This window comes from Pantoea hericii, from assembly GCF_014155795.1.
In the GTDB taxonomy this organism is placed as follows: domain Bacteria; phylum Pseudomonadota; class Gammaproteobacteria; order Enterobacterales; family Enterobacteriaceae; genus Pantoea; species Pantoea eucalypti.
In genome coordinates this window covers 1-25807 of sequence record NZ_SCKV01000012.1, presented here as the reverse complement: position 1 = coordinate 25807, position 25807 = coordinate 1, and the positions used below count along the sequence as shown (strand labels likewise).

The window sequence follows — 25807 nt, the reverse complement described above, 5'->3', positions numbered from 1 at the left end:
GGTTGTTACCCTGATCCACCCAATCGCAATGGACGAAGGTCTGCGCTTCGCAATCCGCGAAGGTGGCCGTACCGTTGGCGCGGGTGTTGTTGCTAAAGTTATCGCATAATTACCGATAACGTTTGACGCAATGCACACGGAAAGGGCATCATTTGATGCCCTTTTTGCACGCTGTTTCATAGAACCTGGCTCATCAGTGATTTTTTGAATCATAATCATTGCTGAGACAGGCTCTGTTATGCGGCGTTGGATACCGAGTTACGCCTCAAAAGCTCATTCGGTTTGGACGCCTCGCACTGCGGGGCAGAATAGTTTCTGAATTATTGTGGCAGGTTGGTTTATGAGTGCGAATACCGAAGCTCAAGGGAGCGGGCGTGGCCTGGAAGCGGTAAAGTGGGTAGTAGTTGTATTACTGCTGCTTGCAGCGATTGTAGGTAACTACCTCTATCGTGATGTGTCACTACCACTGCGTGCATTAGCCGTAGTTGTACTGATTGCAGCGGCTGGCGGCATTGCGCTTTTAACGACCAAAGGCAAAGCGACCGTGGCTTTTGCTCGTGAAGCAAGAACAGAAATGCGTAAGGTTATCTGGCCAACCCGCCAGGAAACGCTGCACACCACGTTAATCGTTGCCGCGGTTACTGCCGTGATGTCACTGATTTTGTGGGGGCTGGATGGTATTCTGGTCCGTCTGGTATCGTTTATCACTGGCCTGAGGTTCTGAGATGTCTGAAGCTCCAAAGAAACGCTGGTACGTCGTACAGGCGTTTTCCGGTTTTGAAGGCCGCGTAGCCCAATCGCTGCGCGAGCATATCAAATTGCACAACATGGAAGAGCTGTTTGGCGACGTCATGGTTCCGACTGAAGAAGTCGTTGAAATCCGTGGTGGCCAGCGTCGTAAGAGCGAGCGCAAGTTTTTCCCGGGATACGTACTGGTTCAGATGGTCATGAATGACGCCAGCTGGCACTTAGTACGCAGCGTCCCGCGCGTGATGGGTTTCATCGGCGGTACCTCTGACCGTCCGGCGCCTATCAGCGATAAAGAAGTTGATGCGATCATGAACCGTCTGCAGCAGGTCGGCGACAAGCCTCGTCCGAAAACGCTGTTTGAGCCGGGTGAAATGGTTCGCGTTAATGACGGTCCATTTGCTGACTTTAACGGTGTGGTTGAAGATGTGGATTACGAGAAGAGCCGCCTGACGGTTTCCGTATCTATCTTTGGTCGTGCAACACCGGTTGAGCTGGACTTTGGTCAGGTGGAGAAAGGTTAACCTCTTTCCGCTCACAAATTAGCTGTTGCAGCAGGCGCGAAATTTAACTACAATTTCGCGCCTTTTGTTTTTATGCGCTGGCAACAGCGTGTAAATCGTTATCACGGGGAGCCTTTACAGGCGCTATAACCCAATTGAGGAAATATCATGGCTAAGAAAGTCCAAGCCTACGTCAAGCTGCAGGTTGCAGCTGGTATGGCGAACCCAAGTCCACCGGTTGGTCCAGCACTGGGTCAGCAGGGCGTTAACATCATGGAATTCTGTAAAGCGTTCAACGCTAAGACCGAATCTCTGGAAAAAGGTCTGCCGACTCCTGTTGTTATCACCGTATACAGCGACCGTTCTTTTACCTTCATTACCAAAACGCCTCCGGCTGCCGTACTGCTGAAAAAAGCAGCGGGCATCAAGTCTGGTTCTGGTAAGCCGAACAAAGATAAAGTCGGTAAAGTGACTCGTGCTCAGGTACGTGAAATCGCAGAAACCAAAGCTGCGGACATGACTGGTTCTGACGTTGAAGCGATGACTCGCTCAATCGAAGGTACTGCTCGTTCCATGGGCCTGGTAGTAGAGGACTAAGAAATGGCTAAGCTGACCAAGCGCATGACCGTAATTCGCGACAAAGTTGACGCGACCAAGCAGTATGACATTGCTGAAGCTGTTGCTCTGCTGAAAGAACTGGCTACTGCCAAGTTCGTTGAAAGCGTTGACGTTGCTGTCAACCTCGGCATTGATGCACGTAAATCTGATCAGAACGTGCGCGGCGCGACCGTTCTGCCACACGGTACTGGTCGTTCAGTACGTGTTGCTGTCTTCACCCAGGGCGCAAACGCTGAAGCTGCTAAAGCAGCAGGCGCTGAGCTGGTAGGTATGGAAGACCTGGCTGATCAGATTAAGAAAGGCGAAATGAATTTTGACGTTGTTATTGCTTCTCCGGATGCAATGCGCGTTGTTGGCCAGTTAGGCCAGATTCTGGGCCCACGCGGCCTGATGCCAAACCCGAAAGTCGGTACTGTAACCCCTAACGTTGCTGAAGCAGTTAAGAATGCTAAAGCGGGTCAGGTTCGTTATCGTAACGACAAAAACGGCATCATCCACACTACCATCGGTAAAGTGGACTTTGACGCTGACAAACTGAAAGAAAACCTGGAATCTCTGCTGGTCGCGCTGAAAAAAGCAAAACCATCTCAGGCGAAAGGCGTGTACATCAAGAAAGTCAGCCTTTCAACCACCATGGGCGCCGGCGTTGCCGTTGACCAGGCTGGTCTGAACGCAACAGCAAACTAATTGCTGCTTGAAACGGGCGAAAAATTCACCTAGAATCTTACGCCCGTTGTTCTGTTATTAGCAGAACAGGACATCAGAGAGTCGGAACTGACTGTTGCGTTTATCGCCTTTCCTTCTGACTCTGCTGTGTCACACAGAATTTAGGTTGGAGCCAGGCCTTATCCTGGCCTCCGTCCAAGACCGCAGGCGCTGTTTATCTCCGGATATTCCGCTTAATACCCTGCGTAGACGGTGACAGAACCAAAAGAATTTTTTCTTAGCTGGATTCTGCTCACCGTGTTCGAGCGCTTACCACCCTTCGGGGTGGTTAAGTGAAGTGAGTTCCGGGGAAATCCTTTCCCGGTCAAATCCAGGAGCAAAAGCTAATGGCATTAAATCTTCAAGACAAACAAGCGATTGTTGCTGAAGTCAGCGAAGTAGCCAAAGGTGCGCTTTCAGCGGTTGTTGCGGATTCCCGTGGCGTTACCGTTGATAAAATGACCGAACTGCGTAAAGCAGGCCGTGAAGCTGGCGTTTACATGCGTGTTGTTCGTAACACCCTGCTGCGCCGCGTCGTTGAAGGAACTCAATTTGAGTGCCTGAAAGACACGTTTGTTGGTCCGACCCTGATTGCATATTCTATGGAACACCCGGGCGCTGCTGCTCGTCTGTTCAAAGATTTCGCGAAAGCGAATGCAAAATTTGAGGTCAAAGCTGCAGCCTTTGAAGGTGAGCTGATCACGGCGGCCAATATTGACCGTCTGGCAACTCTGCCGACCTACGAAGAAGCACTGGCACGTCTGATGTCGACCATGAAAGAAGCCGCTGCCGGCAAACTGGTCCGCACTCTGGCTGCTGTACGCGATGCAAAAGAAGCGGCTTAAGGCCATATTCTTTTCTTCGTACTTGCTTACGTATAAACTTTTTCTGATTCTTAGGAACAATTGTCATGTCTATCACTAAAGACCAAATTCTGGAAGCTGTTGCAGCGATGTCCGTAATGGAAGTTGTTGAGCTGGTTTCTGCAATGGAAGAAAAATTCGGCGTTTCTGCTGCTGCTGCTGTAGCTGTTGCTGCTGGCCCGGCTGAAGCTGTTGAAGAAAAAACTGAATTCGACGTAGTCCTGAAAGCTGTTGGCCCGAACAAGGTAGCAGTAATCAAAGCCGTACGTACTGCAACTGGTCTGGGCCTGAAAGAAGCCAAAGACCTGGTTGAAGCAACTGGCGTGATCAAAGAAGCAATCAGCAAAGACGACGCAGCTGCACTTGAAGCTGCTCTGAAAGAAGCTGGCGCTGAAGTTGAAGTTAAGTAAGACAACCTTCGGGTTGCAGTCTGAGTAGTTTCAGACTGATGGCTGGTGACTTTTTGGTCACCAGCCTTTTTGCGCTACAGGGTCTCAATGGGGTTTCACACTGTTTGTCCATTGTTACTCTTCAATATCTTTCTCTATCGACGACTTAATATACCGCTTTCCTGTGCGGGTTCCCTGCCTTCTCAAAAGCGATGAAATGATTTAAGCGTGATAGAAAGAGGTATTGCACTGCTGCCGCGCAGCCAGTGAATCAAACAAAATCGTGTTGCATGAACTGTCCTGTCAGGACGGACAGCGTGGGTCGACTTGTCAGCTAGCTGAGGAACCCTATGGTTTACTCCTATACCGAGAAAAAACGTATTCGTAAGGATTTTGGTAAACGTCCGCAAGTACTGGACATACCTTATCTCCTTTCCATCCAGCTCGACTCGTTCCAGAAGTTTATCGAGCAAGATCCAGAAGGTCAGTACGGACTGGAAGCTGCATTCCGTTCTGTATTCCCTATTGCGAGCTACAGCGGCAACTCTGAGTTGCAGTATGTGAGCTATCGCCTGGGTGAACCTGTCTTTGACGTGAAAGAGTGTCAGATCCGTGGCGTGACCTATTCGGCACCGCTGCGCGTGAAACTGCGTCTGGTGGTCTATGAGCGCGAAGCGCCAGAAGGCACCGTAAAAGACATTAAAGAACAAGAAGTCTACATGGGCGAAATTCCGCTCATGACCGACAACGGTACCTTTGTTATCAATGGTACCGAACGCGTTATCGTTTCTCAGCTGCACCGTAGTCCTGGCGTGTTCTTTGATAGCGATAAGGGTAAAACTCACTCATCGGGTAAAGTGCTGTACAACGCACGTATCATCCCTTACCGCGGATCATGGCTCGACTTTGAGTTTGACCCGAAAGATAACCTGTTTGTCCGTATTGACCGTCGTCGTAAGCTGCCGGCCACTATCATCCTGCGTGCGTTGCAGTTCACTACACCTCAGATCCTCGATATCTTCTTCGAGAAAGTGGTGTTTGAAATCCGTGACAACAAGCTGCAGATGGAGCTGGTGCCTGAGCGCCTGCGCGGTGAAACCGCTACCTTCGATATCGAAGCGAACGGCACCGTCTACGTCGAAAAAGCACGCCGTATCACTGCGCGCCATATCCGTCAGCTGGAAAAAGATGGCATTCAGCACATCGAAGTTCCGGTTGAATATATCGCGGGCAAAGTGGTCGCTAAAGACTACATCGATGAGAGCACCGGTGAGCTGATCATTGCAGCGAACATGGAACTGTCACTGGATCTGCTGGCTAAACTGAGCCAGTCCGGTCACAAGCGCATCGAAACGCTGTTCACCAACGATCTGGACCACGGTCCTTATATCTCCGAGACCCTGCGTGTCGACCCAACCAGCGATCGCCTGAGCGCACTGGTTGAGATCTACCGCATGATGCGTCCTGGTGAGCCGCCAACACGCGAAGCAGCAGAGAACCTGTTTGAGAACCTGTTCTTCTCTGAAGATCGTTACGATCTGTCTGCTGTTGGTCGTATGAAGTTCAACCGCTCATTACTGCGTGATGAAATCGAAGGTTCAGGCATCCTGAGCAAAGACGACATCATCGAAGTGATGAAGAAGCTGATCGACATCCGTAACGGTAAAGGCGAAGTGGACGATATCGACCACCTCGGTAACCGTCGTATTCGTTCAGTCGGTGAAATGGCTGAGAACCAGTTCCGTGTGGGTCTGGTGCGTGTTGAGCGTGCGGTTAAAGAGCGTCTGTCACTGGGCGACCTGGATACCCTGATGCCACAGGACATGATCAACGCGAAGCCGATTTCGGCCGCGGTGAAAGAGTTCTTTGGTTCAAGCCAGCTTTTTCAGTTCATGGATCAGAACAACCCGCTGTCAGAGATTACGCACAAACGTCGTATCTCTGCTCTCGGCCCGGGTGGTTTGACGCGTGAGCGTGCCGGCTTCGAAGTGCGTGACGTACACCCAACGCACTACGGTCGTGTCTGCCCAATCGAAACCCCTGAAGGTCCGAACATCGGTCTGATCAACTCCTTGTCTGTTTATGCACAGACGAACGAGTACGGTTTCCTTGAGACACCTTATCGCCGTGTTATCGACGGTCTGGTTTCTGACGAGATTCATTACCTTTCTGCTATCGAAGAGGGTAACTACGTTATCGCTCAGGCGAACGCCCCTCTTGATGATAACGGCGCGTTTGTTGATGACTTAGTCACCTGCCGTAGCAAAGGCGAATCAAGTCTGTTCAGCCGTGATCAGGTTGACTACATGGACGTTTCGACCCAACAGATCGTTTCTGTCGGTGCGTCCCTGATCCCGTTCCTGGAACACGATGACGCCAACCGCGCCCTGATGGGTGCGAACATGCAACGTCAGGCCGTTCCGACTCTGCGTGCTGACAAGCCGCTGGTTGGTACCGGTATGGAACGTGCTGTTGCTGTTGACTCCGGTGTTACCGCCGTTGCGAAACGTGGCGGTACCGTTCAGTACGTCGACGCATCACGTATCGTTATCAAAGTGAACGAAGACGAAATGCATGCTGGCGAAGCCGGTATCGACATTTATAACCTGACCAAATATACCCGTTCTAACCAGAACACCTGCATCAACCAGATGCCATGTGTTTCTCTGGGTGAGCCGGTTGAGCGCGGCGACGTGCTGGCAGATGGCCCGTCCACCGATCTGGGTGAACTGGCACTGGGCCAGAACATGCGCGTAGCGTTCATGCCGTGGAACGGCTACAACTTCGAAGACTCCATCCTGGTCTCCGAGCGTGTGGTTCAGGAAGATCGCTTTACGACTATCCATATTCAGGAACTGGCTTGCGTGTCGCGTGACACCAAACTGGGGCCGGAAGAGATTACCGCTGATATCCCGAACGTGGGTGAAGCCGCTCTCTCTAAACTGGATGAGTCAGGCATTGTCTACATCGGTGCTGAAGTGACCGGTGGTGACATTCTGGTGGGTAAGGTCACGCCGAAAGGTGAGACCCAGCTGACGCCAGAAGAGAAACTGCTGCGCGCTATCTTCGGTGAAAAAGCCTCTGACGTGAAAGATTCGTCACTGCGCGTACCGAATGGCGTGTCAGGCACCGTGATTGACGTTCAGGTCTTTACCCGCGATGGCGTGGAAAAAGACAAACGTGCGCTGGAAATTGAAGAGATGCAGCTGAAGCAGGCCAAAAAAGACCTGTCTGAAGAACTGCAGATTCTGGAAGCGGGCCTGTTCAGCCGTATTCAGAACGTCCTGATTTCTGGTGGCGTTGAAGCAGACAAACTGGACAAGCTGCCGCGCGAGCGCTGGCTGGAACTGGGTCTGACTGACGAAGCCAAGCAAAACCAGCTGGAGCAGCTGGCAGAGCAGTACGACGAACTGAAGCACGAGTTTGAGAAAAAACTCGAAGGTAAGCGTCGTAAAATCACCCAGGGCGATGATCTGGCACCAGGCGTGCTGAAAATCGTTAAGGTTTATCTGGCTGTTAAGCGTCAGATTCAGCCGGGTGACAAAATGGCAGGCCGTCACGGTAACAAAGGTGTTATCTCCAAGATCAACCCGATCGAAGATATGCCTTACGATGAAAACGGCACGCCGGTTGACATCGTTCTGAACCCGCTGGGCGTACCATCGCGTATGAACATCGGTCAGATTCTGGAAACCCACCTGGGCATGGCAGCGAAAGGCATCGGCGAGAAGATCAACGCCATGCTGAAGAAGCAGGAAGAAGTCGCGAAACTGCGCGAATTCATCCAGCGCGCCTATGACCTGGGTAGCGATCTGCGTCAGAAAGTTGACCTGAACACCTTCTCCGATGACGAAGTTCTTCGTCTGGCAGAGAACCTGAAGAAAGGTATGCCAATCGCCACTCCGGTGTTTGATGGCGCGAAAGAGAGTGAAATCAAAGAGCTGCTGCAGCTCGGCGGCTTGCCTTCTTCCGGTCAGATTACCCTGTTTGACGGCCGTACCGGTGAGCAGTTCGAACGTCAGGTAACCGTTGGCTACATGTACATGCTGAAACTCAACCACCTGGTTGATGACAAGATGCATGCACGTTCAACCGGTTCCTACAGCCTGGTTACTCAGCAGCCGCTGGGTGGTAAGGCACAGTTCGGTGGTCAGCGCTTTGGTGAGATGGAAGTATGGGCACTGGAAGCATACGGTGCCGCGTATACCCTGCAGGAAATGCTTACCGTTAAGTCTGATGACGTCAACGGCCGTACCAAGATGTATAAAAACATCGTTGACGGTAACCATCAGATGGAACCGGGCATGCCGGAATCCTTCAACGTACTGTTGAAAGAGATTCGCTCGCTGGGTATCAACATCGAGCTGGAAGACGAGTAACCCCTTTTCAGGCTGCGGTTCGCCGCCGCCTGATAGCGCAGGGTTTAAAGCGCTCGCAATTGTACTGGTTACGGGGCGTTCAATTTCGGTTGGACGCCCTCTGAGTCTCACTCCGACGGGAGCTAATCCGTGAAAGACTTACTTAAGTTTCTGAAAGCGCAAACTAAGACCGAAGAGTTTGATGCGATCAAAATTGCGCTGGCTTCGCCAGACATGATCCGTTCCTGGTCTTTTGGTGAAGTGAAAAAGCCAGAAACCATTAACTACCGTACTTTTAAGCCAGAGCGCGATGGTCTGTTCTGTGCCCGTATCTTCGGGCCGGTAAAAGACTATGAGTGCCTGTGCGGCAAGTATAAGCGCCTGAAACACCGTGGTGTGATTTGTGAGAAGTGCGGCGTTGAAGTGACCCAGACTAAAGTACGCCGTGAGCGTATGGGCCACATCGAACTGGCGTCGCCGACTGCGCACATCTGGTTCCTGAAGTCACTGCCATCGCGTATCGGCTTACTGCTGGATATGCCACTGCGTGACATCGAGCGCGTGCTCTACTTTGAATCTTACGTGGTAATCGAAGGTGGCATGACCAACCTCGAGAAGCGTCAGATCCTGACTGAAGAGCAGTACCTTGACGCTCTGGAAGAGTTCGGTGACGAGTTCGACGCCAAAATGGGCGCCGAAGCGATCCAGGCCCTGTTGAAAAACATGGATCTGGAGCAGGAGTGCGAGCAGCTGCGTGAAGAGCTGAACGAAACCAACTCCGAAACCAAACGTAAAAAGCTGACCAAGCGTATCAAGCTGCTGGAAGCGTTCGTACAGTCTGGTAACAAGCCAGAGTGGATGATCCTGACCGTGCTGCCTGTTCTGCCACCGGATCTGCGTCCGCTGGTACCGCTGGATGGTGGCCGTTTCGCAACGTCGGATCTGAACGATCTTTATCGTCGCGTGATCAACCGTAACAACCGTCTGAAGCGCCTGCTGGATCTGGCTGCGCCAGATATCATCGTACGCAACGAAAAGCGTATGTTGCAGGAAGCGGTCGATGCACTGCTGGACAACGGTCGTCGCGGTCGTGCGATCACCGGTTCCAACAAGCGTCCGCTGAAATCGCTGGCTGACATGATCAAAGGTAAGCAGGGTCGTTTCCGTCAGAACCTGCTGGGTAAACGTGTCGACTATTCTGGTCGTTCGGTTATCACCGTTGGTCCATACCTGCGTCTGCATCAGTGCGGTCTGCCTAAGAAAATGGCACTCGAACTGTTCAAACCGTTCATTTACGGCAAGCTGGAACTGCGTGGCCTGGCCACCACCATCAAAGCCGCGAAGAAAATGGTTGAGCGCGAAGAAGCGGTTGTCTGGGATATCCTCGACGAAGTGATCCGTGAGCACCCGGTTCTTCTGAACCGTGCGCCTACGCTGCACCGTCTGGGTATTCAGGCCTTTGAACCGGTTCTGATCGAAGGTAAAGCAATCCAGCTGCACCCGCTGGTTTGTGCGGCCTATAACGCCGACTTCGATGGTGACCAGATGGCTGTTCACGTACCGCTGACGCTGGAAGCCCAGCTGGAAGCGCGTGCGCTGATGATGTCGACCAACAACATCCTGTCACCTGCGAACGGCGAGCCAATCATCGTTCCTTCTCAGGACGTTGTACTGGGTCTGTATTACATGACCCGTGACTGTGTTAACGCTAAAGGCGAAGGCATGGTGCTGACTGGCCCGAAAGAAGCTGAGCGTGTTTATCGCGCTGGCCTGGCCTCTCTGCATGCTCGCGTTAAAGTGCGTATCACTGAACACGAGAAAAACGAGCAGGATGAGTGGGTTGCTAAAACCAGCATCATCGATACAACGATTGGCCGTGCCATCCTGTGGATGATCGTGCCGAAAGGTCTGCCGTTCTCTATCGTTAACCAGGCGCTGGGCAAAAAAGCTATCTCCAAAATGCTTAACACCTGTTACCGCATTCTGGGTCTGAAGCCGACGGTTATCTTTGCTGACCAGACCATGTACACCGGTTTCGCTTACGCTGCCCGTTCAGGCGCGTCAGTCGGTATCGATGATATGGTTATTCCAGAGAAGAAAGTGGAAATCATCACCGAAGCGGAAGCGGAAGTGGCTGAAATTCAGGAACAGTTCCAGTCTGGTCTGGTAACCGCAGGCGAACGTTACAACAAAGTCATCGATATCTGGGCAGCAGCCAACGAACGTGTTGCCAAGGCGATGATGGAAAACCTCTCTACCGAAGTTGTGATTAACCGCGACGGTGCAGAAGAGCGACAGGTTTCCTTTAACAGCATCTTTATGATGGCCGACTCCGGTGCGCGTGGTTCTGCTGCACAGATTCGTCAGCTGGCCGGTATGCGTGGTCTGATGGCGAAACCAGATGGTTCCATCATCGAAACACCAATCACGGCGAACTTCCGTGAGGGTTTGAACGTACTTCAGTACTTCATCTCAACCCACGGTGCACGTAAAGGTCTGGCGGATACCGCACTGAAAACGGCGAACTCCGGTTATCTGACGCGTCGTCTGGTTGACGTTGCACAGGATCTGGTTGTTACCGAAGATGACTGTGGTACACACGAAGGCATCATGATGACGCCTGTCATCGAAGGTGGCGACGTTAAAGAGCCACTGCGTGAACGTGTACTGGGTCGTGTGACGGCAGAAGACGTTCTGAAGCCGGGCACTGCTGACATTCTGGTCCCACGCAACACGCTGCTCGATGAGCACTGGTGTGACGTGCTGGAGCTGAACTCAGTTGATAGCCTGAAAGTCCGCTCTGTTGTAGGTTGTGAAACCGACTTTGGTGTGTGTGCGCATTGCTACGGTCGCGACCTGGCACGTGGTCACATCATCAACAAAGGTGAAGCGATCGGTGTTATCGCAGCACAGTCCATCGGTGAGCCAGGTACACAGCTGACGATGCGTACGTTCCACATCGGTGGTGCGGCATCACGTGCGGCTGCTGAATCCAGCATTCAGGTGAAGAACAAAGGTACCATCAAGCTGACCAACGCCAAGTCCGTAACGAACTCGGCAGGCAAGCTGGTGATCACCTCGCGTAACGTTGAACTGAAAATGATCGACGAATTTGGTCGTACCAAAGAGAGCTATAAAGTTCCTTATGGTTCTACCATGGCGAAAGGTGATGGTGAGCAGGTTGCCGCGGGCGAAACCGTTGCAAACTGGGATCCGCATACCATGCCAGTCATCACCGAAGTGGGCGGTTTCATTCGCTTCACTGACATGGTTGATGGCCAGACCATTACCCGTCAGACAGATGACTTAACCGGTCTCTCTTCGCTGGTGGTTCTGGACAGTGCTGAACGTACTGCGGGCGGTAAAGATCTGCGTCCTGCGCTGAAAATTGTTGATGCCAATGGCAACGACGTTCTGATCCCGGGCACCGATATGCCGGCTCAGTACTTCCTGCCAGGTAAAGCGATTGTTCAGCTGGAAGATGGCGTTAAGATCAGTGCCGGTGACACGTTAGCGCGTGTTCCGCAGGAATCTGGCGGTACCAAAGATATTACCGGTGGTCTGCCACGCGTTGCTGACCTGTTCGAAGCGCGTCGTCCGAAAGAGCCCGCGATTCTGGCAGAGATCAGCGGCATCATCTCCTTCGGTAAAGAGACCAAAGGTAAGCGTCGTCTGGTCATTACCCCGCTGGATGGTAGCGAGCCGTACGAAGAGATGATTCCGAAATGGCGTCAGCTGAACGTGTTCGAAGGTGAACGTGTTGAGCGCGGTGACGTGGTTTCCGATGGCCCAGAGTCTCCACATGACATCCTGCGCTTGCGTGGCGTGCATGCGGTGACCCGTTACATCACTAACGAAGTGCAGGAAGTTTACCGTCTGCAGGGCGTTAAGATTAACGATAAGCACATCGAAGTCATCGTTCGTCAGATGCTGCGTAAAGCAACCATCGTGAGCGCAGGAAGTGCAGACTTCCTGGAAGGTGAGCAGGCTGAATTCTCTCGCATCAAGATCTCTAACCGTGATCTGGAAGCGAACGGAAAAGTTGGCGCAACCTTCATGCGTGACCTGTTGGGTATTACCAAAGCGTCACTGGCTACCGAATCGTTCATCTCTGCAGCATCGTTCCAGGAGACGACACGTGTCCTGACCGAAGCAGCAGTTGCAGGCAAGCGCGACGAACTGCGCGGCCTGAAAGAGAACGTCATCGTGGGTCGTCTGATCCCGGCCGGTACCGGTTATGCGTACCATCAGGATCGTATGCGCCGTAAAGCGGCAGGTGAAGTGCCGGTTGCACCGCAGGTTACTGCGGATGAAGCCTCAGCCAGCCTGGCTGAACTGTTGAACGCCGGTCTCGGCGGCAACAAAAACGATTAATCGTTCTTTGCCTGATAAAAACCCTGCCTCGGCAGGGTTTTTTTTGTCTGTCATTCAGGCATTCCAGTCGTTGCGCCTGAGACCAATGTCTTTCAACTGACTGTCACTCAGTTTCGACAGGATGACGCGGGTTTCACGCCGTAGTTGCCAGCGTTTATAACTACGCCACACGAAACGAACCAGCTGGTAAGGTGTGCCTGTAAAGGGTTTAGCTGCCCGATTCTCGTCGTATCCCATGATAGTGCCCTCAGTGAAGTATCTGATGACCATTTTCATCGCATCGCTCTGTATGATACAGACGCAAAAATCACCTTTTTTTAACATACAGATTGCGGTTGTCGTGATCTGAATGGTAAAAAAGAAGCATAACTGTACTGGTTAATGCTCATCATCTGAGACAGAGGAAATACAATGACGCGATATGAACATCTGGCCACACTGCTGGCTCAGCGCATTGAACAGGGTTTATATCGCAGTGGTGAGCGCCTGCCTTCGGTACGCAGTCTGAGTGCCGAACATGGCGTCAGTATCAGCACCGTACAGCAGGCTTATCATCTGCTGGAAGAGAAGCAGATGATCACGCCGCAGTCTCGCTCCGGCTATTTTGTCGCCTCGCGCAAAGCAACACCCCCGATGCCTGCGCTGACCCGTCCTGCACAGCGGCCGGTTGAGGTGACGCAGTGGGATGCGGTGCTGGAGCTGATTAACAGCCGACTGGAGGATGATGTGTTGCAGCTGGGCAGTGGCATGCCGGATCTGACTCAGCCGACGCTTAAGCCGCTGTGGAAAGCATTCAGCCGTCAGGCGCAGAAGCAGGACATGGCGCTGCTGAATTATGACAACCTCTATGGTGTTCTCGCGCTGCGACAACAGGTTGCACGGCTGGCGATAGATAGCGGCTGCCAGCTTACCGCCGATGACATCGTTATTACCACCGGCTGCCATGAGGCGTTATCGGTCGCCGTTCGGGCCGTCTGCGAGCCGGGCGATATCATTGCCGTTGAGTCACCGTCGTTTCACGGCATCATGCAAACCCTGCGCGGCTTTGGCATTCGTGCCATTGAGATCCCAACAGATGCGGTCACCGGCATCAGTCTGGAAGCGCTGGAACTGGCCTTTGATCAATGGCCGATTAAAGCAGTCGTTGTTGTGCCGAACTGCAATAATCCGCTGGGATTCATCATGCCCGAACAGCGTAAGCGGGCATTGCTGGCGCTGGCGCAGCGGTTTGATGCGGCGGTAATCGAAGATGATGTTTATGGTGAGTTAGCCTGGGAATACCCGCGCCCACCTACCATTAAAGCGCTGGATCTCGATGGCCGGGTTCTGCTATGCAGCTCTTTTTCTAAAACGCTGGCGCCCGGTTTGCGTGTCGGCTGGGTTGCACCAGGCCGCTATCGCGACCGCGTGTTGCACATGAAATATATCGTCACAGGCTCCACCGCCACGCAGCCTCAGCATGCGGTTGCGGAGTTTATCCGCCAGGGCCATTATCAGCTGCATCTACGGCGGATGCGGCAAATCTATCATCGTAACTATGAAACCTTTAGCTGCTGGGTGCGCCACTACTTTCCCTGCGGCATCTGCGTTTCCCGCCCTCAGGGCGGTTTTCTGATGTGGATTGAACTCCCGGAAGCATTTGATGCGGTCCTGCTTAACCGGGAACTGCGCGAGTCAAAAATTCAGATTGCCGCAGGCTCACTCTTTTCAGCCTCGGGCAAATATCGCAACTGTCTGCGCTTAAATTACGGGCTGCCAATAAACGAGCAAACTGAACAGGCGCTGGCGCGGGTGGGTGCGGCTGTCGAACGCGCTATGCTCTCGTGCCAGCATGAGCCGCAGACTTCAGCCTCTGCTATCGTATAGAGGAAAGAAGAAGCAGGGCCGGCAAGAGGAGGGAACCGGCCCTGGTCAGTTAACCTTAACCTGACGGATGCCACGTTAAGGTTTTGGCTCACAGCACGCCAGCGGCAACCCTCACGTTTGCGCGCTGCTTTCCCGGAAGAATGCGGGCATTACCTGTTTTGCAGCGGCTATGTGGTACAGCTTCCACAAATCCTTAATGACCAGGTTCTGCCAGCGCCATCAATGTCCGGGTTGCTTCACGCCAGTCATCTGCCTGAGTAATCGCACTCACTACCGCAATACTCCCAACGCCGGTTGCCAGTACCTCAGGTGCTCGCGCAATCGAGATACCGCCAATCGCCACAGTGGGAATATGCGTCAGGCGTGCCAGATGTCGCTTCAGCTGCTCAATGCCCTGCGGCGCAGAAGGCATCTCTTTAGTCTGCGTCGGGAAAATATGCCCAAGTGCGATGTAAGAGGGCTGGATTGCCAGCGCGCGATCCAGCTCCGCGTCGTCATGGGTGGAGAGCCCCAGACGCAATCCGGCCTGATGAATGCGGGCAAGATCGGCCACATCCATATCCTCCTGCCCCAGATGTATGCCATAAGCCTGATGTTTAATTGCCAGCTGCCAGTAGTCATTGATAAACAGGCGTGCGTCATAGCGTTTTCCCAGTGCAATCGCATGGGCAATAGCGGGCTCAGCGATCGCATCGGGCTGATCCTTAATGCGCAGCTGCAGCGTGCGAACGCCCATCTCCAGCAGGCGTTCAATCCACTCGGGGCTATCAACCACCGGATAAAGCCCCAGGCGCGGGGCGGTAGCAGGGAATGCGGGCATCGTTACTCCTCCTTAATGGCATCGGCAGGGTGATAAAGCTCACCGCCGTGGCTGCGAAAACGGTCTGACATCTGCGCCATGCCCACTTCAACCGGCTCGGCACGCGCATCCTGGCGTGCTGCAAACTCGCGCACCTCCTGAGAAATTTTCATTGAGCAGAATTTAGGGCCACACATCGAGCAGAAATGAGCCACCTTTCCTGACTCCTGCGGCAGGGTTTCGTCATGCATAGCACGCGCCGTGTGGGGATCCAGCGCCAGATTGAATTGATCTTCCCAGCGGAATTCAAAGCGCGCTTTGGACATGGCGTTATCACGGATCTGCGCAGCGGGGTGGCCTTTGGCCAGATCGGCGGCATGCGCCGCGATTTTGTAGGTGATCAATCCCTGTTTCACATCCTCTTTGTTGGGCAGACCCAGATGCTCTTTAGGTGTGACATAACACAGCATCGCACAACCAAACCAGCCAATCATGGCGGCACCGATACCCGAGGTGAAATGGTCATAGCCGGGCGCGATATCGGTGGTCAGCGGACCGAGGGTGTAGAAGGGGGCTTCATCGCACAGCTCGAGCTGTTCCGTCATGTTGCGGCGGATCATATGCATCGGCACGTGGCCCGGACCTTCAATCATTACCTGAACATCATATTCCCAGGCAATACGGGTCAGTTCACCCAGGGTACGCAGTTCGGCAAACTGCGCTTCATCGTTGGCATCCTGAATCGAACCCGGACGCAGGCCATCGCCCAGCGACAGGGAGACATCGTACGCCGCACAGATTTCACAGATCTCACGGAAGTGCTGATAGAGGAAACTCTCCTGATGATGGGACAGGCACCACTTCGCCATGATCGATCCGCCCCGCGAGACGATGCCGGTCAGACGTTTCGCCGTCATCGGGACATAACGCAGTAGCACGCCCGCGTGGATAGTGAAGTAATCGACGCCCTGTTCCGCCTGTTCAAGCAGCGTGTCCCGGAATATTTCCCAGTTCAGCGCCTCCGCCACGCCATTCACTTTTTCCAGCGCCTGATAGATCGGCACCGTACCAATAGGCACCGGGCTGTTGCGCAAAATCCATTCGCGCGTTTCATGAATATAACGACCGGTAGAGAGATCCATCACCGTATCGGCACCCCAGCGAGTTGACCAGACCAGCTTTTCCACTTCTTCTTCAATGGAAGAGGTCACCGCCGAATTACCGATGTTGGCGTTAACCTTAACCAGAAAGTTGCGGCCTATGATCATGGGCTCTGATTCAGGGTGATTGATATTCGCCGGGATGATAGCGCGTCCGGCAGCAACTTCCTGACGCACAAACTCGGGGGTGATGCGGGCGGGCAGATGCGCACCAAAGCTGTGACCCGGATGCTGTTGCAGCAGCACCTCACTGCGGATTCGCTCGCGCCCCATGTTTTCGCGCAGAGCGATAAACTCCATCTCCGGGGTGATGATCCCCTGGCGGGCATAGTGCAGCTGCGTGACGCGGCGCCCGGCACGGGCACGGCGCGGTGTCGGAAGGTGATCGAAGCGCAGATGATCCAGCCCCTCGTCAGCCAGTCGCTGTTGGGTATAGCCTGAGCTGTTCTGTTCAAGAAGTTCGCTGTCGCCGCGTTCAGTAATCCAGCGCGCGCGCAGCTTTTCCAGGCCACGATGCACATCAATCTCTGCCGCGGGATCACCATAAGCGCCTGCCGTGTCATAGACCGGCACCGCTTCATTTTGCTCATAGAGAGGCTGTTCTTTGCTACCGCCAGTGTGGGTCGGGCTCAGGGTAATTTCACGCATGGGTACGCGAATATCCTTCCGGCTGCCGGTAATCCAGATGCGACGGGACTGGGGAAAGGCACTGCCGCTTTGCAGAGAATCGATAAATTCCTGCGCCTGGGCACGCTGTTCACGACGGGTCATTTTTGGGTCAGACATAGCAATCTTCCTGTTAAGAGGGAACGATGCTTGTCCGGAGTTCGGAAGGAGTAACCGTATAGACAGCGTAAGCGTGCTGACATACAGAGAATATTTACTCTTGTTCCCTTCGCAGGTTCTAACCTGATCAGGTTCCGCGGATCCCGAATTAACGGTCTCAGCCCAACTGGGCACTCCGACAAGAAGCTACTTTTTGCACTGGCGTCCTGTAACAGACTCCGGCGTAAAAAGCTTAAATTTCAAAGCACAAATAAAAAAGGTTCATTGGAAAGCGCTCCGCAGAACCTGTTTAGCATAAAAGGGCTGGAAGATAATCTCAACCCCTTTCCCGACGGCGATAATCAGGCCGGGCGGGCGATTTGGCTGTCATTCGCCACTGGCGGGGGGACGAGCTTGTTGTCCCATGCCAGCTGAATCAGCTTATCTTCAAGTGTAAACCGGGCTTCCAGCACTTCGCCCACTTCGGACAACGCCTGCTGGAAGGTCATGCAGTTTTCGTCATCAATCGCCTGCTGAAGGTGGCCGTCATAGAGCTGCATCAGACGTTCCGTATTGGCCTCCAGCGGGGGATAAATCTGCGCGGCAGCGATCATCGGGCTGTCGCCACTCATTTCACTGATCACACGCTCATAGATACTGAAGTGACCCGCAGAAAGATAATCGACCAGGCCATGACAGAAGTTGTCGAGCGCCTGTTCATCCAGACGCGTCAGCGCCTCTTTATTAGGTTTAAGACCCACCAGGTGATAATAGGTCACCAGTAGCTGACGACGGGCTTCAAGCCACGAATCGACCAGTTCATTACTGCCACCTACGCGTTCAGCCAGGACGTCTAACTGGTTAAGCATATCTAACTCCATGTGAGTTATAGTTGTTTATCTACACACTTAACATCAGGGCTTCAGCGTGCGATTTGACGCTAAGGATGACGAAATAAATGCAATGCGAAATCTCAAGCGTAGACGCTGGATGGTGGATTGTCAGCCATGAACAGAAAATTTGGTTGCCACAAGGTGATTTACCCCACGGAAACGCCGAAAAATTTGGTTTAACTGGCAGTAAGGCCCGGACCATCGGTGAGTGGCAGGGCGAAAAAGTCTGGCTGATTTGTGAACCGCGTTCTGCCGATATGTTCTCAGTACGTCAGCTAATCGATCAGGATGCAGCGCTGTTTCAGCTGGTGGGTCGCGGTGTTCAGCTGGCGGAATTCTACCGTTCTCATCGCTGGTGCGGCTATTGCGGCCATGAAATGCATCACAGCAAACATGAATTTGCCTGTCTCTGCAGCCATTGCCGCGAGCGTTACTATCCGCAGATTGCACCCTGCATTATTGTGGCGATCCGTCGCGGCGATGAAATCCTGCTGGCGAACCATGCCCGCCATCGCAATAAGGTCTATACCGTGCTGGCGGGGTTTGTCGAAGTCGGTGAGACACTGGAGCAGGCCGTGGCCCGTGAAGTGATGGAAGAGAGCAATATCCGCGTCAAAAATGTCCGTTACGTGACCTCCCAGCCGTGGCCCTTCCCGCAATCGCTGATGACAGCATTTATGGCAGAGTATGACAGCGGCGATCTGCAACACGACGGCAAAGAACTGCTGGATGCGGCCTGGTTCCGTTTTGATGACCTGCCGTTGCTGCCACCTCCCGGCACCGTGGCGCGTCGTCTGATTGAAGATACTGTCGCCCTGTGCCGCGCCGAAGCGTGAAAGTGCTACACTACACGCCTGTTATTGAGAGAGTGTTGAGATGAGTGAACTGAAGAACGATCGTTATTTGCGTGCCCTGTTACGCCAGCCAGTTGATGTCACGCCGGTATGGATGATGCGACAAGCCGGTCGCTATTTGCCGGAGTACAAAGCGACACGCGCCCAGGCGGGTGACTTTATGTCGCTATGCAAAAACGCCGAGCTGGCCTGCGAAGTCACCCTGCAGCCGCTGCGCCGTTATCCGCTGGATGCCGCTATCCTCTTCAGTGACATCCTGACCATTCCTGATGCGATGGGACTGGGTCTCTACTTTGAAACCGGCGAAGGCCCGCGTTTCTCTAACCCTGTGACCTGTCGCGCTGACGTTGAGCGTTTACCGGTACCCGATCCAGAAATGGAACTGGGCTACGTGATGAATGCGGTCCGCACCATCCGTAAGAACCTGAACGGCGATCTGCCGCTGATTGGCTTCTCAGGCAGTCCATGGACGCTGGCCACCTACATGGTGGAAGGTGGCAGCAGCAAGGCGTTTACCAAAATCAAAAAGATGATGTATGCCGATCCGGCTACGCTGCACGCGATGCTGGATAAGCTGGCCGACAGCGTCATCCTCTACCTCAATGCTCAGATCCGCGCCGGTGCGCAGTCTGTCATGGTGTTTGATACCTGGGGCGGCGTGCTGACCGGTCGTGATTATCGCGAGTTCTCACTTCACTACATGCATAAAATTGTTGATGGCCTGCTGCGTGAAAATGACGGTCGCCGCGTGCCGGTGACGCTCTTCACCAAAGGCGGCGGGCAGTGGCTGGAAGCGATGGCAGCCACCGGTTGTGATGCGCTGGGTCTCGACTGGACCACCGATATTGATGACGCCCGCCGTCGCGTGGGCGACAAAGTTGCGCTGCAGGGCAACATGGATCCTTCAATGCTCTATGCGGCACCGGAGCGTATTGAACAGGAAGTGGGCGGCATCCTGGAGCGTTTTGGCTCGGGTACCGGGCATGTCTTCAATCTGGGTCACGGCATTCATCAGGATGTACCACCTGAAAATGCGGGTGTCTTTGTTGAAGCGGTGCATCGTTTATCACGTCCCTGGCATCAGGAGTAATTATGGACATTGCCGCACTCCGCGCTGAGCAGTTACAACGCGCCGCTGAGGTAGTGCGTGAGGATGACTTTGATGTGCTGCCGCCCCGTTTTATCGGCGGGGCGGACGTTGGATTTGAGCAGGAAGGCACCGTAACGCGGGCGGCGATGGTGATACTGGAGTATCCCTCGCTAACGCTGGTGGAGCATCGTATCGCGCGCGTTGAGACCACCATGCCCTACATTCCGGGCTTTCTCTCATTCCGCGAGTATCCGGCACTGATGGCCGCCTGGCAGATGCTGGAACAAAAGCCGGACCTGCTGTTTGTGGATGGGCACGGTATTTCGCATCCAAGACGACTGGGCGTCGCATCGCATTTTGGCCTGCTGGTGGATGTGCCGACGATTGGCGTTGCGAAAAGCCGTTTGTGCGGTCGTTTTGACGATCTGGACGCGCAGCCCGGGAGCCGGCAGCCGCTGATCGACAAAGGTGAGCAAATTGGCTGGGTATGGCGCAGCAAGCTGCGTTGTAATCCGTTGTTTGTCGCCACGGGTCATCGCGTCAGCCTGAATACTGCGCTGCAGTGGGTCGAAAACTGTACGCGCGGTTACCGGTTGCCGGAACCGACCCGCTGGGCCGATGCGGTTGCCTCGAACAGAACCGCTTTCCAGCGCTGGCAAAACGCGCTTTAACACTGTTTGTGCTGCGGTTTTGCAGTTACACTGCGGCCAGCGAAACGAATAAGAGCCACCTTTATGTTACAAAATCCCGTTCATCTGCGTCTGGCGAAGCTGGAAAGCTGGCAGCACCTTACGTTTATGGCCTGCCTGTGCGAGCGCATGTATCCCAACTATCGGGCGTTCTGCGAGCAGACTGAATTTGCCGATCCGGCGCTATATCGCCGCATTCTTGATCTGATCTGGGAAAACCTGACGGTCAAAGATGCGAAGATTAACTTCGACAGCCAGCTGGAAAAGCTCGAAGCTGCCATTCCGGATGGCGATGCGTTTGACGTTTACGGCGTTTACCCGGCTATTGATGCCTGTGTGGCACTAAGCGAAGTCGTGCATGCGCAGCTGAGCGGTGAAACGCTTGAACATGCAATTGAAGTCAGCGAGACGTCAATTACCACTGTCGCTATGCTGGAGATGACCCAGGCTGGGCGCGAAATGACCGATGACGAGCTGCGTGAAAACCCGGCTATCATCGATGAGTGGGACCTTCAGTGGGAGATTTTCCGCCTGCTGGCGGAGTGTGAAGAGCGCGACCTTGAATTGATTAAAGGTCTGCGATCTGATCTGCGTGAAGCTGGAATTAGCAACATCGGTATAAATTTCCAGCAGTAAGGCGATAAAACGTGACTTCAGGCCCGAATTAGCGCGCCTAGAGGCTTCACATTGGCCCCCTGTCTGGTCTACATTTGGGGGGCTGAAAATTGTGGCTATCGGTGCGTGCAGGCAGAAGAGTGCCAGAATATGGCTTTTCCCTCGCACTCGTTGCTTAGCAAGCGATAAATACACTTTAAGGATAACTTATGAACAAGACTCAACTGATTGATGTGATCGCAGAAAAAGCTGACCTGTCTAAAACCCAGGCAAAGGCAGCGCTGGAATCTACTCTGGCTGCGATCACTGAGTCTCTGAAAGATGGTGATGCTGTACAACTGGTTGGTTTTGGTACTTTTAAAGTGAACCACCGCGCTGAGCGTACCGGTCGTAACCCGCAGACTGGCAAAGAGATCAAAATCGCTGCAGCAAATGTACCGGCATTCGTGTCTGGTAAAGCGCTGAAAGACGCCGTTAAGTAAGACGTCGCACTGCGGTTAAGCTTTAAAACAGGGGGCGTTTCGCCCCTTTTGTTTAAGAGGCAAGCCATCATGACCCCGCTGTTTCAGCGTTTTTGTATTCTGTTTCTCTCCCTGATTCTTTTCGGTTGCAGCTCAACTCCGGATATTCCTCCTTTTTCTGCCAGTGGCTATCTTGCCGATCGTGGTGTTGTCCGTATCTGGCGCAAAAATAGCGATCATCAGTCGGTCCATATTCGCACCCTCTATACACCCTTCAGTGGCGGTGAAGGTGAAGTGACAGATTACGTCTGGCTGGAAGGGTCGTTGATCAGCATTCAGCGCCAGGTAAAGGGCAAACAGCCTGACGATGTGACCCTGCGCTTTGATCAGGCGGGTGGTCTCAACTTCATGCAGCGCCAGCTTGCAGGGCGGCGTGAGGCGGTCAGCCCGGATGCCATTGAGCTCTATAAGTTTGATGCGGAGCGGATGCGTAACCTCAGCGATGCGCTTTTAAGCGGCAGGGTGTTTCTGAAGCAGGGACACTGGCTGGGAAGCGATCGACTGGAGACGTGTGAAGGCCAGCAGGTCAGACCCGCTTTTGACGCTGACGATCGGCAGTTGCTGATACAGCAGCAGCAGAGCGCATCGGCACCGCTCATGGTGTCGTGGCTTGAAGCGCCGGAAGGGCTACAGTTGTTGCGGGTCAGTCAGCAGGATGACTGCTCACAGCAGCCGACAGAAGACGATATGTGAAGTGAAAAGGGGGCACGCTGTGCCCCCTGTGCTTATTTACGATTAATGGCGCGGTAGCCAATATCGCGGCGACAGAAGCTACCCTGCCATGAGATCGGCTTTGTCAGCTCGTAAGCCCGCTTTTGTGCGGCTGCTACGTCGTCGCCCAGCGCGGTGACACACAGCACGCGGCCACCGTTGGTCAGCACCCGATCTTCTTCCAGACGTGTTCCGGCATGGAATACCTTACCGTCAGCCACTTCCTCCAGTGGCAGGCCATGAATCTGGTCGCCCTGCGCATAATCACCCGGATAACCGCCAGCTGCCAGCACCACACCCAGCGCAGGTCGTGGATCCCATTGTGACGTTTTCTGATCCAGCTTACCGTCACAGGCAGCCAGGCAAAGATCGACCAGATCCGACTGCAGGCGCAGCATGATCGGCTGCGTCTCCGGATCGCCAAAGCGGCAGTTGAATTCGATCACTTTCGGCTGTCCGGTATGATCGATCATCAGGCCCGCATAAAGAAAACCGGTGTAGACGTTGCCTTCAGCGGCCATGCCACGCACGGTCGGCCAGATCACCTGATCCATCACGCGCTGGTGGATCTCATCGGTAACCACCGGCGCCGGGGAGTAGGCACCCATGCCGCCCGTGTTGGGACCGGTGTCGCCATCACCCACACGCTTGTGATCCTGGCTGGTGGCCATGGGCAGCACATGCTCGCCGTCCACCATCACGATGAAGCTGGCTTCTTCGCCCTCCAGAAACTCTTCAATCACAATGCGGTGTCCGGCATCACCAAAGGCATTACCGGCCAGCATATCCTGAACCGCATCCTCCGCTTCCTGCAGCGTCATCGCGACAATCACGCCTTTACCTGCGGCCAGGCCGTCGGCTTTTATAACGATTGGCGCGCCTTTCTCGCGCAGATATGCGAGAGCGGGCTCAACCTCGGTGAAGTTCTGGTATTCGGCACTCGGGATCTGATGACGTGACAGGAAATCTTTGGTGAAGGCTTTAGAACCTTCCAGCTGTGCAGCGGCCTGAGTCGGACCGAAGATAGCGAGGCCTGCCTTACGGAACGCATCGACCACGCCGATCACCAGCGGCGCTTCAGGTCCGACAATCGTCAGATCGATCTTTTCGCGCTGGGCAAATTCCAGCAGGGCGGGAACATCTGTCGCACTGATCGCAATATTCTGAAGCGCAGGCTCTAATGCGGTGCCCGCGTTACCCGGCGCGACAAACACCGTTTCCGCTAACGGCGACTGAGCCGCTTTCCAGGCCAGAGCATGTTCACGTCCGCCATTACCGATTACTAAAATTTTCATCTGTTACTCTCCAGAACAATTAATGGCGGAAGTGGCGCATGTCGGTGAAGATCATGGCAATGCCGTGCTCATCAGCCGCCGCAATCACTTCTTCATCACGGATGGAGCCGCCAGGCTGGATAACACAGCTCACGCCGGACGCCGCTGCAGCATCAATTCCATCACGGAACGGGAAGAAAGCATCTGACGCCATGGCGGATCCTTTGACTTCCAGACCTTCATCGGCTGCTTTGATACCTGCAATTTTAGCGGAGTAGACGCGGCTCATCTGCCCGGCACCTATACCAATTGTCATGTTGTCGCGCGCATAAACAATGGCATTGGACTTAACAAACTTCGCCACTTTCCAGCAGAACAGCGCATCACGCAGCTCCTGTTCGGTTGGCTGGCGTTTGCTGACCACGCGCAACTGGCTGGCATCCACCATACCGAGATCGCGATCCTGGACCAGCAGGCCACCATTGACGCGTTTGAAATCCAGTGCGGCAGTACGGTTTTGCCACTGACCACAGATCAGCACACGGACATTCTGTTTAGCCGCGGTAATTTTCAGCGCGGCTTCGGAAACGGCGGGTGCGATGATCACCTCAACAAACTGGCGGCTGATAATCGCCTGAGCCGTCGCTTCATCCAGCTCGCGGTTAAAGGCGATGATGCCGCCGAACGCGGAAGTTGGGTCGGTCTGATAAGCCCGCTCATAGGCTGCCAGCAGATCATCACCGGTTGCGACACCACAAGGGTTTGCATGCTTGACGATGACGCAGGCGGGTTCACTGAACTCTTTGACACACTCGAGTGCAGCATCGGTGTCAGCAATATTGTTATAGGAGAGTGCCTTGCCCTGAACCTGCTGCGCAGTGGCCACTGAGGCTTCACTGATATTCTCTTCTATATAGAAGGCTGCATCCTGATGGCTGTTTTCGCCGTAACGCATGTCCTGCTTCTTAATGAAGTTCAGATTCAGGGTACGCGGGAAACGGCCAGCGGGCTGATTGCGTTCACCGTGATAGGCGGGCACCAGGGTGCCGAAGTAGTTAGCGATCATGCTGTCATAAGCGGCGGTGTGTTCGAAGGCTTTGATTGCCAGATCGAAACGGGTCTCAAGCGTCAGTGCGTTCTCATGAGCGTCCATTTCAGCAATGATGGCATCGTAGTCGCCGCTGCTGACCACAATGGCGACATCTTTATGGTTCTTTGCAGCAGAGCGCACCATGGTCGGGCCACCGATGTCGATATTTTCCACTGCATCTTCCAGTGAACATCCTTCACGGGCGACAGTCTGTGCAAAGGGATAGAGGTTAACGACCACCATGTCGATTGGGCTGATATCGTGCTGCGCCATGATGGCATCATCCTGGCCGCGACGACCTAAAATGCCGCCATGCACTTTCGGATGCAGGGTTTTGACGCGTCCATCCATCATTTCCGGGAAGCCGGTGTAGTCAGAGACTTCAGTGACAGCCAGACCCGCATCCGCCAGAAGGCGAGCTGTTCCACCTGTGGAGAGCAGCTCGACACCGCGACTTGAGAGCGCCTGAGCAAATTCGAGGATACCGGCTTTGTCAGAGACACTGAGCAATGCGCGGCGTACAGGACGAGGTTGTTGCATGGTGGTTTATCCCTTGGCTTTGTTTCGCGTATATAAGAGCGTTACGTCAGGCTTCATAGCGGTTTTCTCTTCTATATAGGAAGAAAAGATCAAAAACCTCAGGTAACGCCCCGAAAAGGGGTGTCCGGAATATTGCCCGGCATTGTAGCGAAAACGTTTGCGCGATGCTCGCCTAAATTCATATAGCCCGCTCTGTGTGGATAACATTGTGTGTAACTGCGTATAACAGCGGCTTTTGCTGTGGAATGCAGCGAACGCTCTCTTTTATGCAATTTATGGGTTGCGACTCTCCGACAACTCCCTATAATGCGCATCCATCAACACGGAACACCGGCAACGGGAAGCGGGTTGAGAGGCACAGGAGACTGCGCCGCCGGAGAAAA

The 25807-nt window shown here is 53.9% G+C and carries 22 protein-coding genes and 1 riboswitch; of the genes, 16 read left to right on the top strand and 6 right to left on the bottom strand.

Translation table 11 applies throughout. The features are described from left to right. From H7K52_RS18710 to rpoC, 9 genes are all read left to right on the top strand, one after another. A partial coding sequence (locus tag H7K52_RS18710; RefSeq protein ID WP_463139860.1) for an EF-Tu C-terminal domain-related protein occupies nt 1-109 on the top strand: 109 nt, incomplete at its 5' end. A 231-nt stretch (nt 110-340) separates the two neighbouring features. Beyond that, a complete protein-coding gene (gene secE / locus H7K52_RS18705) occupies nt 341-724 on the top strand; it encodes a preprotein translocase subunit SecE (protein ID WP_008927141.1) in 384 nt (127 codons plus the stop codon). Between the two features lies 1 nt (nt 725). After that, a complete protein-coding gene (nusG, locus tag H7K52_RS18700; RefSeq protein ID WP_003848088.1) occupies nt 726-1271 on the top strand; it encodes a transcription termination/antitermination protein NusG in 546 nt (181 codons plus the stop codon). A 147-nt stretch (nt 1272-1418) separates the two neighbouring features. Next, on the top strand, nt 1419-1847 hold the full coding sequence (gene rplK / locus H7K52_RS18695; RefSeq protein ID WP_006121495.1) for a 50S ribosomal protein L11: 429 nt from the start codon (nt 1419-1421) through the stop codon (nt 1845-1847). Between the two features lie 3 nt (nt 1848-1850). Continuing rightward, nucleotides 1851-2555 (top strand): 50S ribosomal protein L1, encoded by a 705-nt coding sequence (gene rplA, locus H7K52_RS18690; RefSeq protein ID WP_003848092.1) that lies wholly within the window; start codon nt 1851-1853, stop codon nt 2553-2555. A gap of 365 nt (nt 2556-2920) precedes the next feature. Further along, nucleotides 2921-3418, top strand: coding sequence for a 50S ribosomal protein L10 (gene rplJ, locus H7K52_RS18685; protein ID WP_003848098.1), 498 nt, complete (start codon nt 2921-2923; stop codon nt 3416-3418). 65 nt (nt 3419-3483) lie between these two features. After that, a complete protein-coding gene (gene rplL, locus H7K52_RS18680) occupies nt 3484-3846 on the top strand; it encodes a 50S ribosomal protein L7/L12 (protein WP_008927142.1) in 363 nt (120 codons plus the stop codon). A gap of 329 nt (nt 3847-4175) precedes the next feature. Then, nucleotides 4176-8204: a DNA-directed RNA polymerase subunit beta gene (gene rpoB, locus H7K52_RS18675; RefSeq protein ID WP_182630339.1), complete on the top strand. Its 4029-nt coding sequence runs from the start codon at nt 4176-4178 to the stop codon at nt 8202-8204. 129 nt (nt 8205-8333) lie between these two features. Further along, nucleotides 8334-12557, top strand: a complete 4224-nt coding sequence (rpoC, locus tag H7K52_RS18670) for a DNA-directed RNA polymerase subunit beta' (protein WP_003850116.1) — start codon at nt 8334-8336, stop codon at nt 12555-12557. A 54-nt stretch (nt 12558-12611) separates the two neighbouring features. Here rpoC and H7K52_RS18665 read toward each other — a convergent pair whose 3' ends face one another. After that, on the bottom strand, nt 12612-12794 hold the full coding sequence (locus tag H7K52_RS18665; protein ID WP_039660706.1) for a DUF1127 domain-containing protein: 183 nt from the start codon (nt 12792-12794) through the stop codon (nt 12612-12614). Between the two features lie 174 nt (nt 12795-12968). Between H7K52_RS18665 and H7K52_RS18660 the strand changes: the two genes are divergently transcribed. Then, nucleotides 12969-14423, top strand: coding sequence for an aminotransferase-like domain-containing protein (locus H7K52_RS18660; protein WP_003850120.1), 1455 nt, complete (start codon nt 12969-12971; stop codon nt 14421-14423). A 193-nt stretch (nt 14424-14616) separates the two neighbouring features. Here H7K52_RS18660 and thiE read toward each other — a convergent pair whose 3' ends face one another. The 3 genes from thiE to H7K52_RS18645 all read right to left on the bottom strand — a co-directional run bounded on the left by thiE (nt 14617) and on the right by H7K52_RS18645 (nt 18016). Continuing rightward, nucleotides 14617-15243, bottom strand: a complete 627-nt coding sequence (gene thiE / locus H7K52_RS18655) for a thiamine phosphate synthase (protein ID WP_003850122.1) — start codon at nt 15241-15243, stop codon at nt 14617-14619. A 2-nt stretch (nt 15244-15245) separates the two neighbouring features. Beyond that, nucleotides 15246-17168: a phosphomethylpyrimidine synthase ThiC gene (gene thiC / locus H7K52_RS18650; RefSeq protein ID WP_110411736.1), complete on the bottom strand. Its 1923-nt coding sequence runs from the start codon at nt 17166-17168 to the stop codon at nt 15246-15248. A gap of 87 nt (nt 17169-17255) precedes the next feature. After that, nucleotides 17256-17356: riboswitch (TPP riboswitch) on the bottom strand. Nucleotides 17357-17509: 153 nt separating this feature from the next. Beyond that, nucleotides 17510-18016 (bottom strand): Rsd/AlgQ family anti-sigma factor, encoded by a 507-nt coding sequence (locus H7K52_RS18645; protein ID WP_003850126.1) that lies wholly within the window; start codon nt 18014-18016, stop codon nt 17510-17512. An 89-nt stretch (nt 18017-18105) separates the two neighbouring features. Between H7K52_RS18645 and nudC the strand changes: the two genes are divergently transcribed. The 6 genes from nudC (at nt 18106) to H7K52_RS18615 (ending at nt 22502) form a co-directional block, all read left to right on the top strand. Beyond that, entirely contained in the window at nt 18106-18876 is a 771-nt protein-coding gene (gene nudC, locus H7K52_RS18640) for an NAD(+) diphosphatase (RefSeq protein ID WP_003850129.1), read from the top strand. Between the two features lie 40 nt (nt 18877-18916). Continuing rightward, a complete protein-coding gene (gene hemE / locus H7K52_RS18635; RefSeq protein ID WP_182630338.1) occupies nt 18917-19984 on the top strand; it encodes a uroporphyrinogen decarboxylase in 1068 nt (355 codons plus the stop codon). A gap of 2 nt (nt 19985-19986) precedes the next feature. Then, nucleotides 19987-20655, top strand: coding sequence for a deoxyribonuclease V (gene nfi, locus H7K52_RS18630; RefSeq protein WP_003850133.1), 669 nt, complete (start codon nt 19987-19989; stop codon nt 20653-20655). A gap of 63 nt (nt 20656-20718) precedes the next feature. Next, the gene (locus H7K52_RS18625) at nt 20719-21309 is read left to right on the top strand and encodes a YjaG family protein (protein WP_003850135.1); all 591 of its coding nucleotides are present in this window, start codon (nt 20719-20721) and stop codon (nt 21307-21309) included. 188 nt (nt 21310-21497) lie between these two features. Further along, nucleotides 21498-21770, top strand: a complete 273-nt coding sequence (gene hupA / locus H7K52_RS18620) for a nucleoid-associated protein HU-alpha (protein WP_003850136.1) — start codon at nt 21498-21500, stop codon at nt 21768-21770. Between the two features lie 69 nt (nt 21771-21839). Then, nucleotides 21840-22502 carry a DUF1481 domain-containing protein gene (locus H7K52_RS18615; protein WP_003850138.1) on the top strand — a complete coding sequence of 221 codons (663 nt, stop codon included), beginning with the start codon at nt 21840-21842 and terminating at the stop codon, nt 22500-22502. A 32-nt stretch (nt 22503-22534) separates the two neighbouring features. Here H7K52_RS18615 and purD read toward each other — a convergent pair whose 3' ends face one another. Both purD and purH read right to left on the bottom strand, forming a co-directional pair. Next, nucleotides 22535-23815 (bottom strand): phosphoribosylamine--glycine ligase, encoded by a 1281-nt coding sequence (purD, locus tag H7K52_RS18610; protein ID WP_003850141.1) that lies wholly within the window; start codon nt 23813-23815, stop codon nt 22535-22537. A 19-nt stretch (nt 23816-23834) separates the two neighbouring features. Beyond that, entirely contained in the window at nt 23835-25424 is a 1590-nt protein-coding gene (purH, locus tag H7K52_RS18605; RefSeq protein WP_008927150.1) for a bifunctional phosphoribosylaminoimidazolecarboxamide formyltransferase/IMP cyclohydrolase, read from the bottom strand. Nucleotides 25425-25807 lie beyond the last annotated feature (383 nt).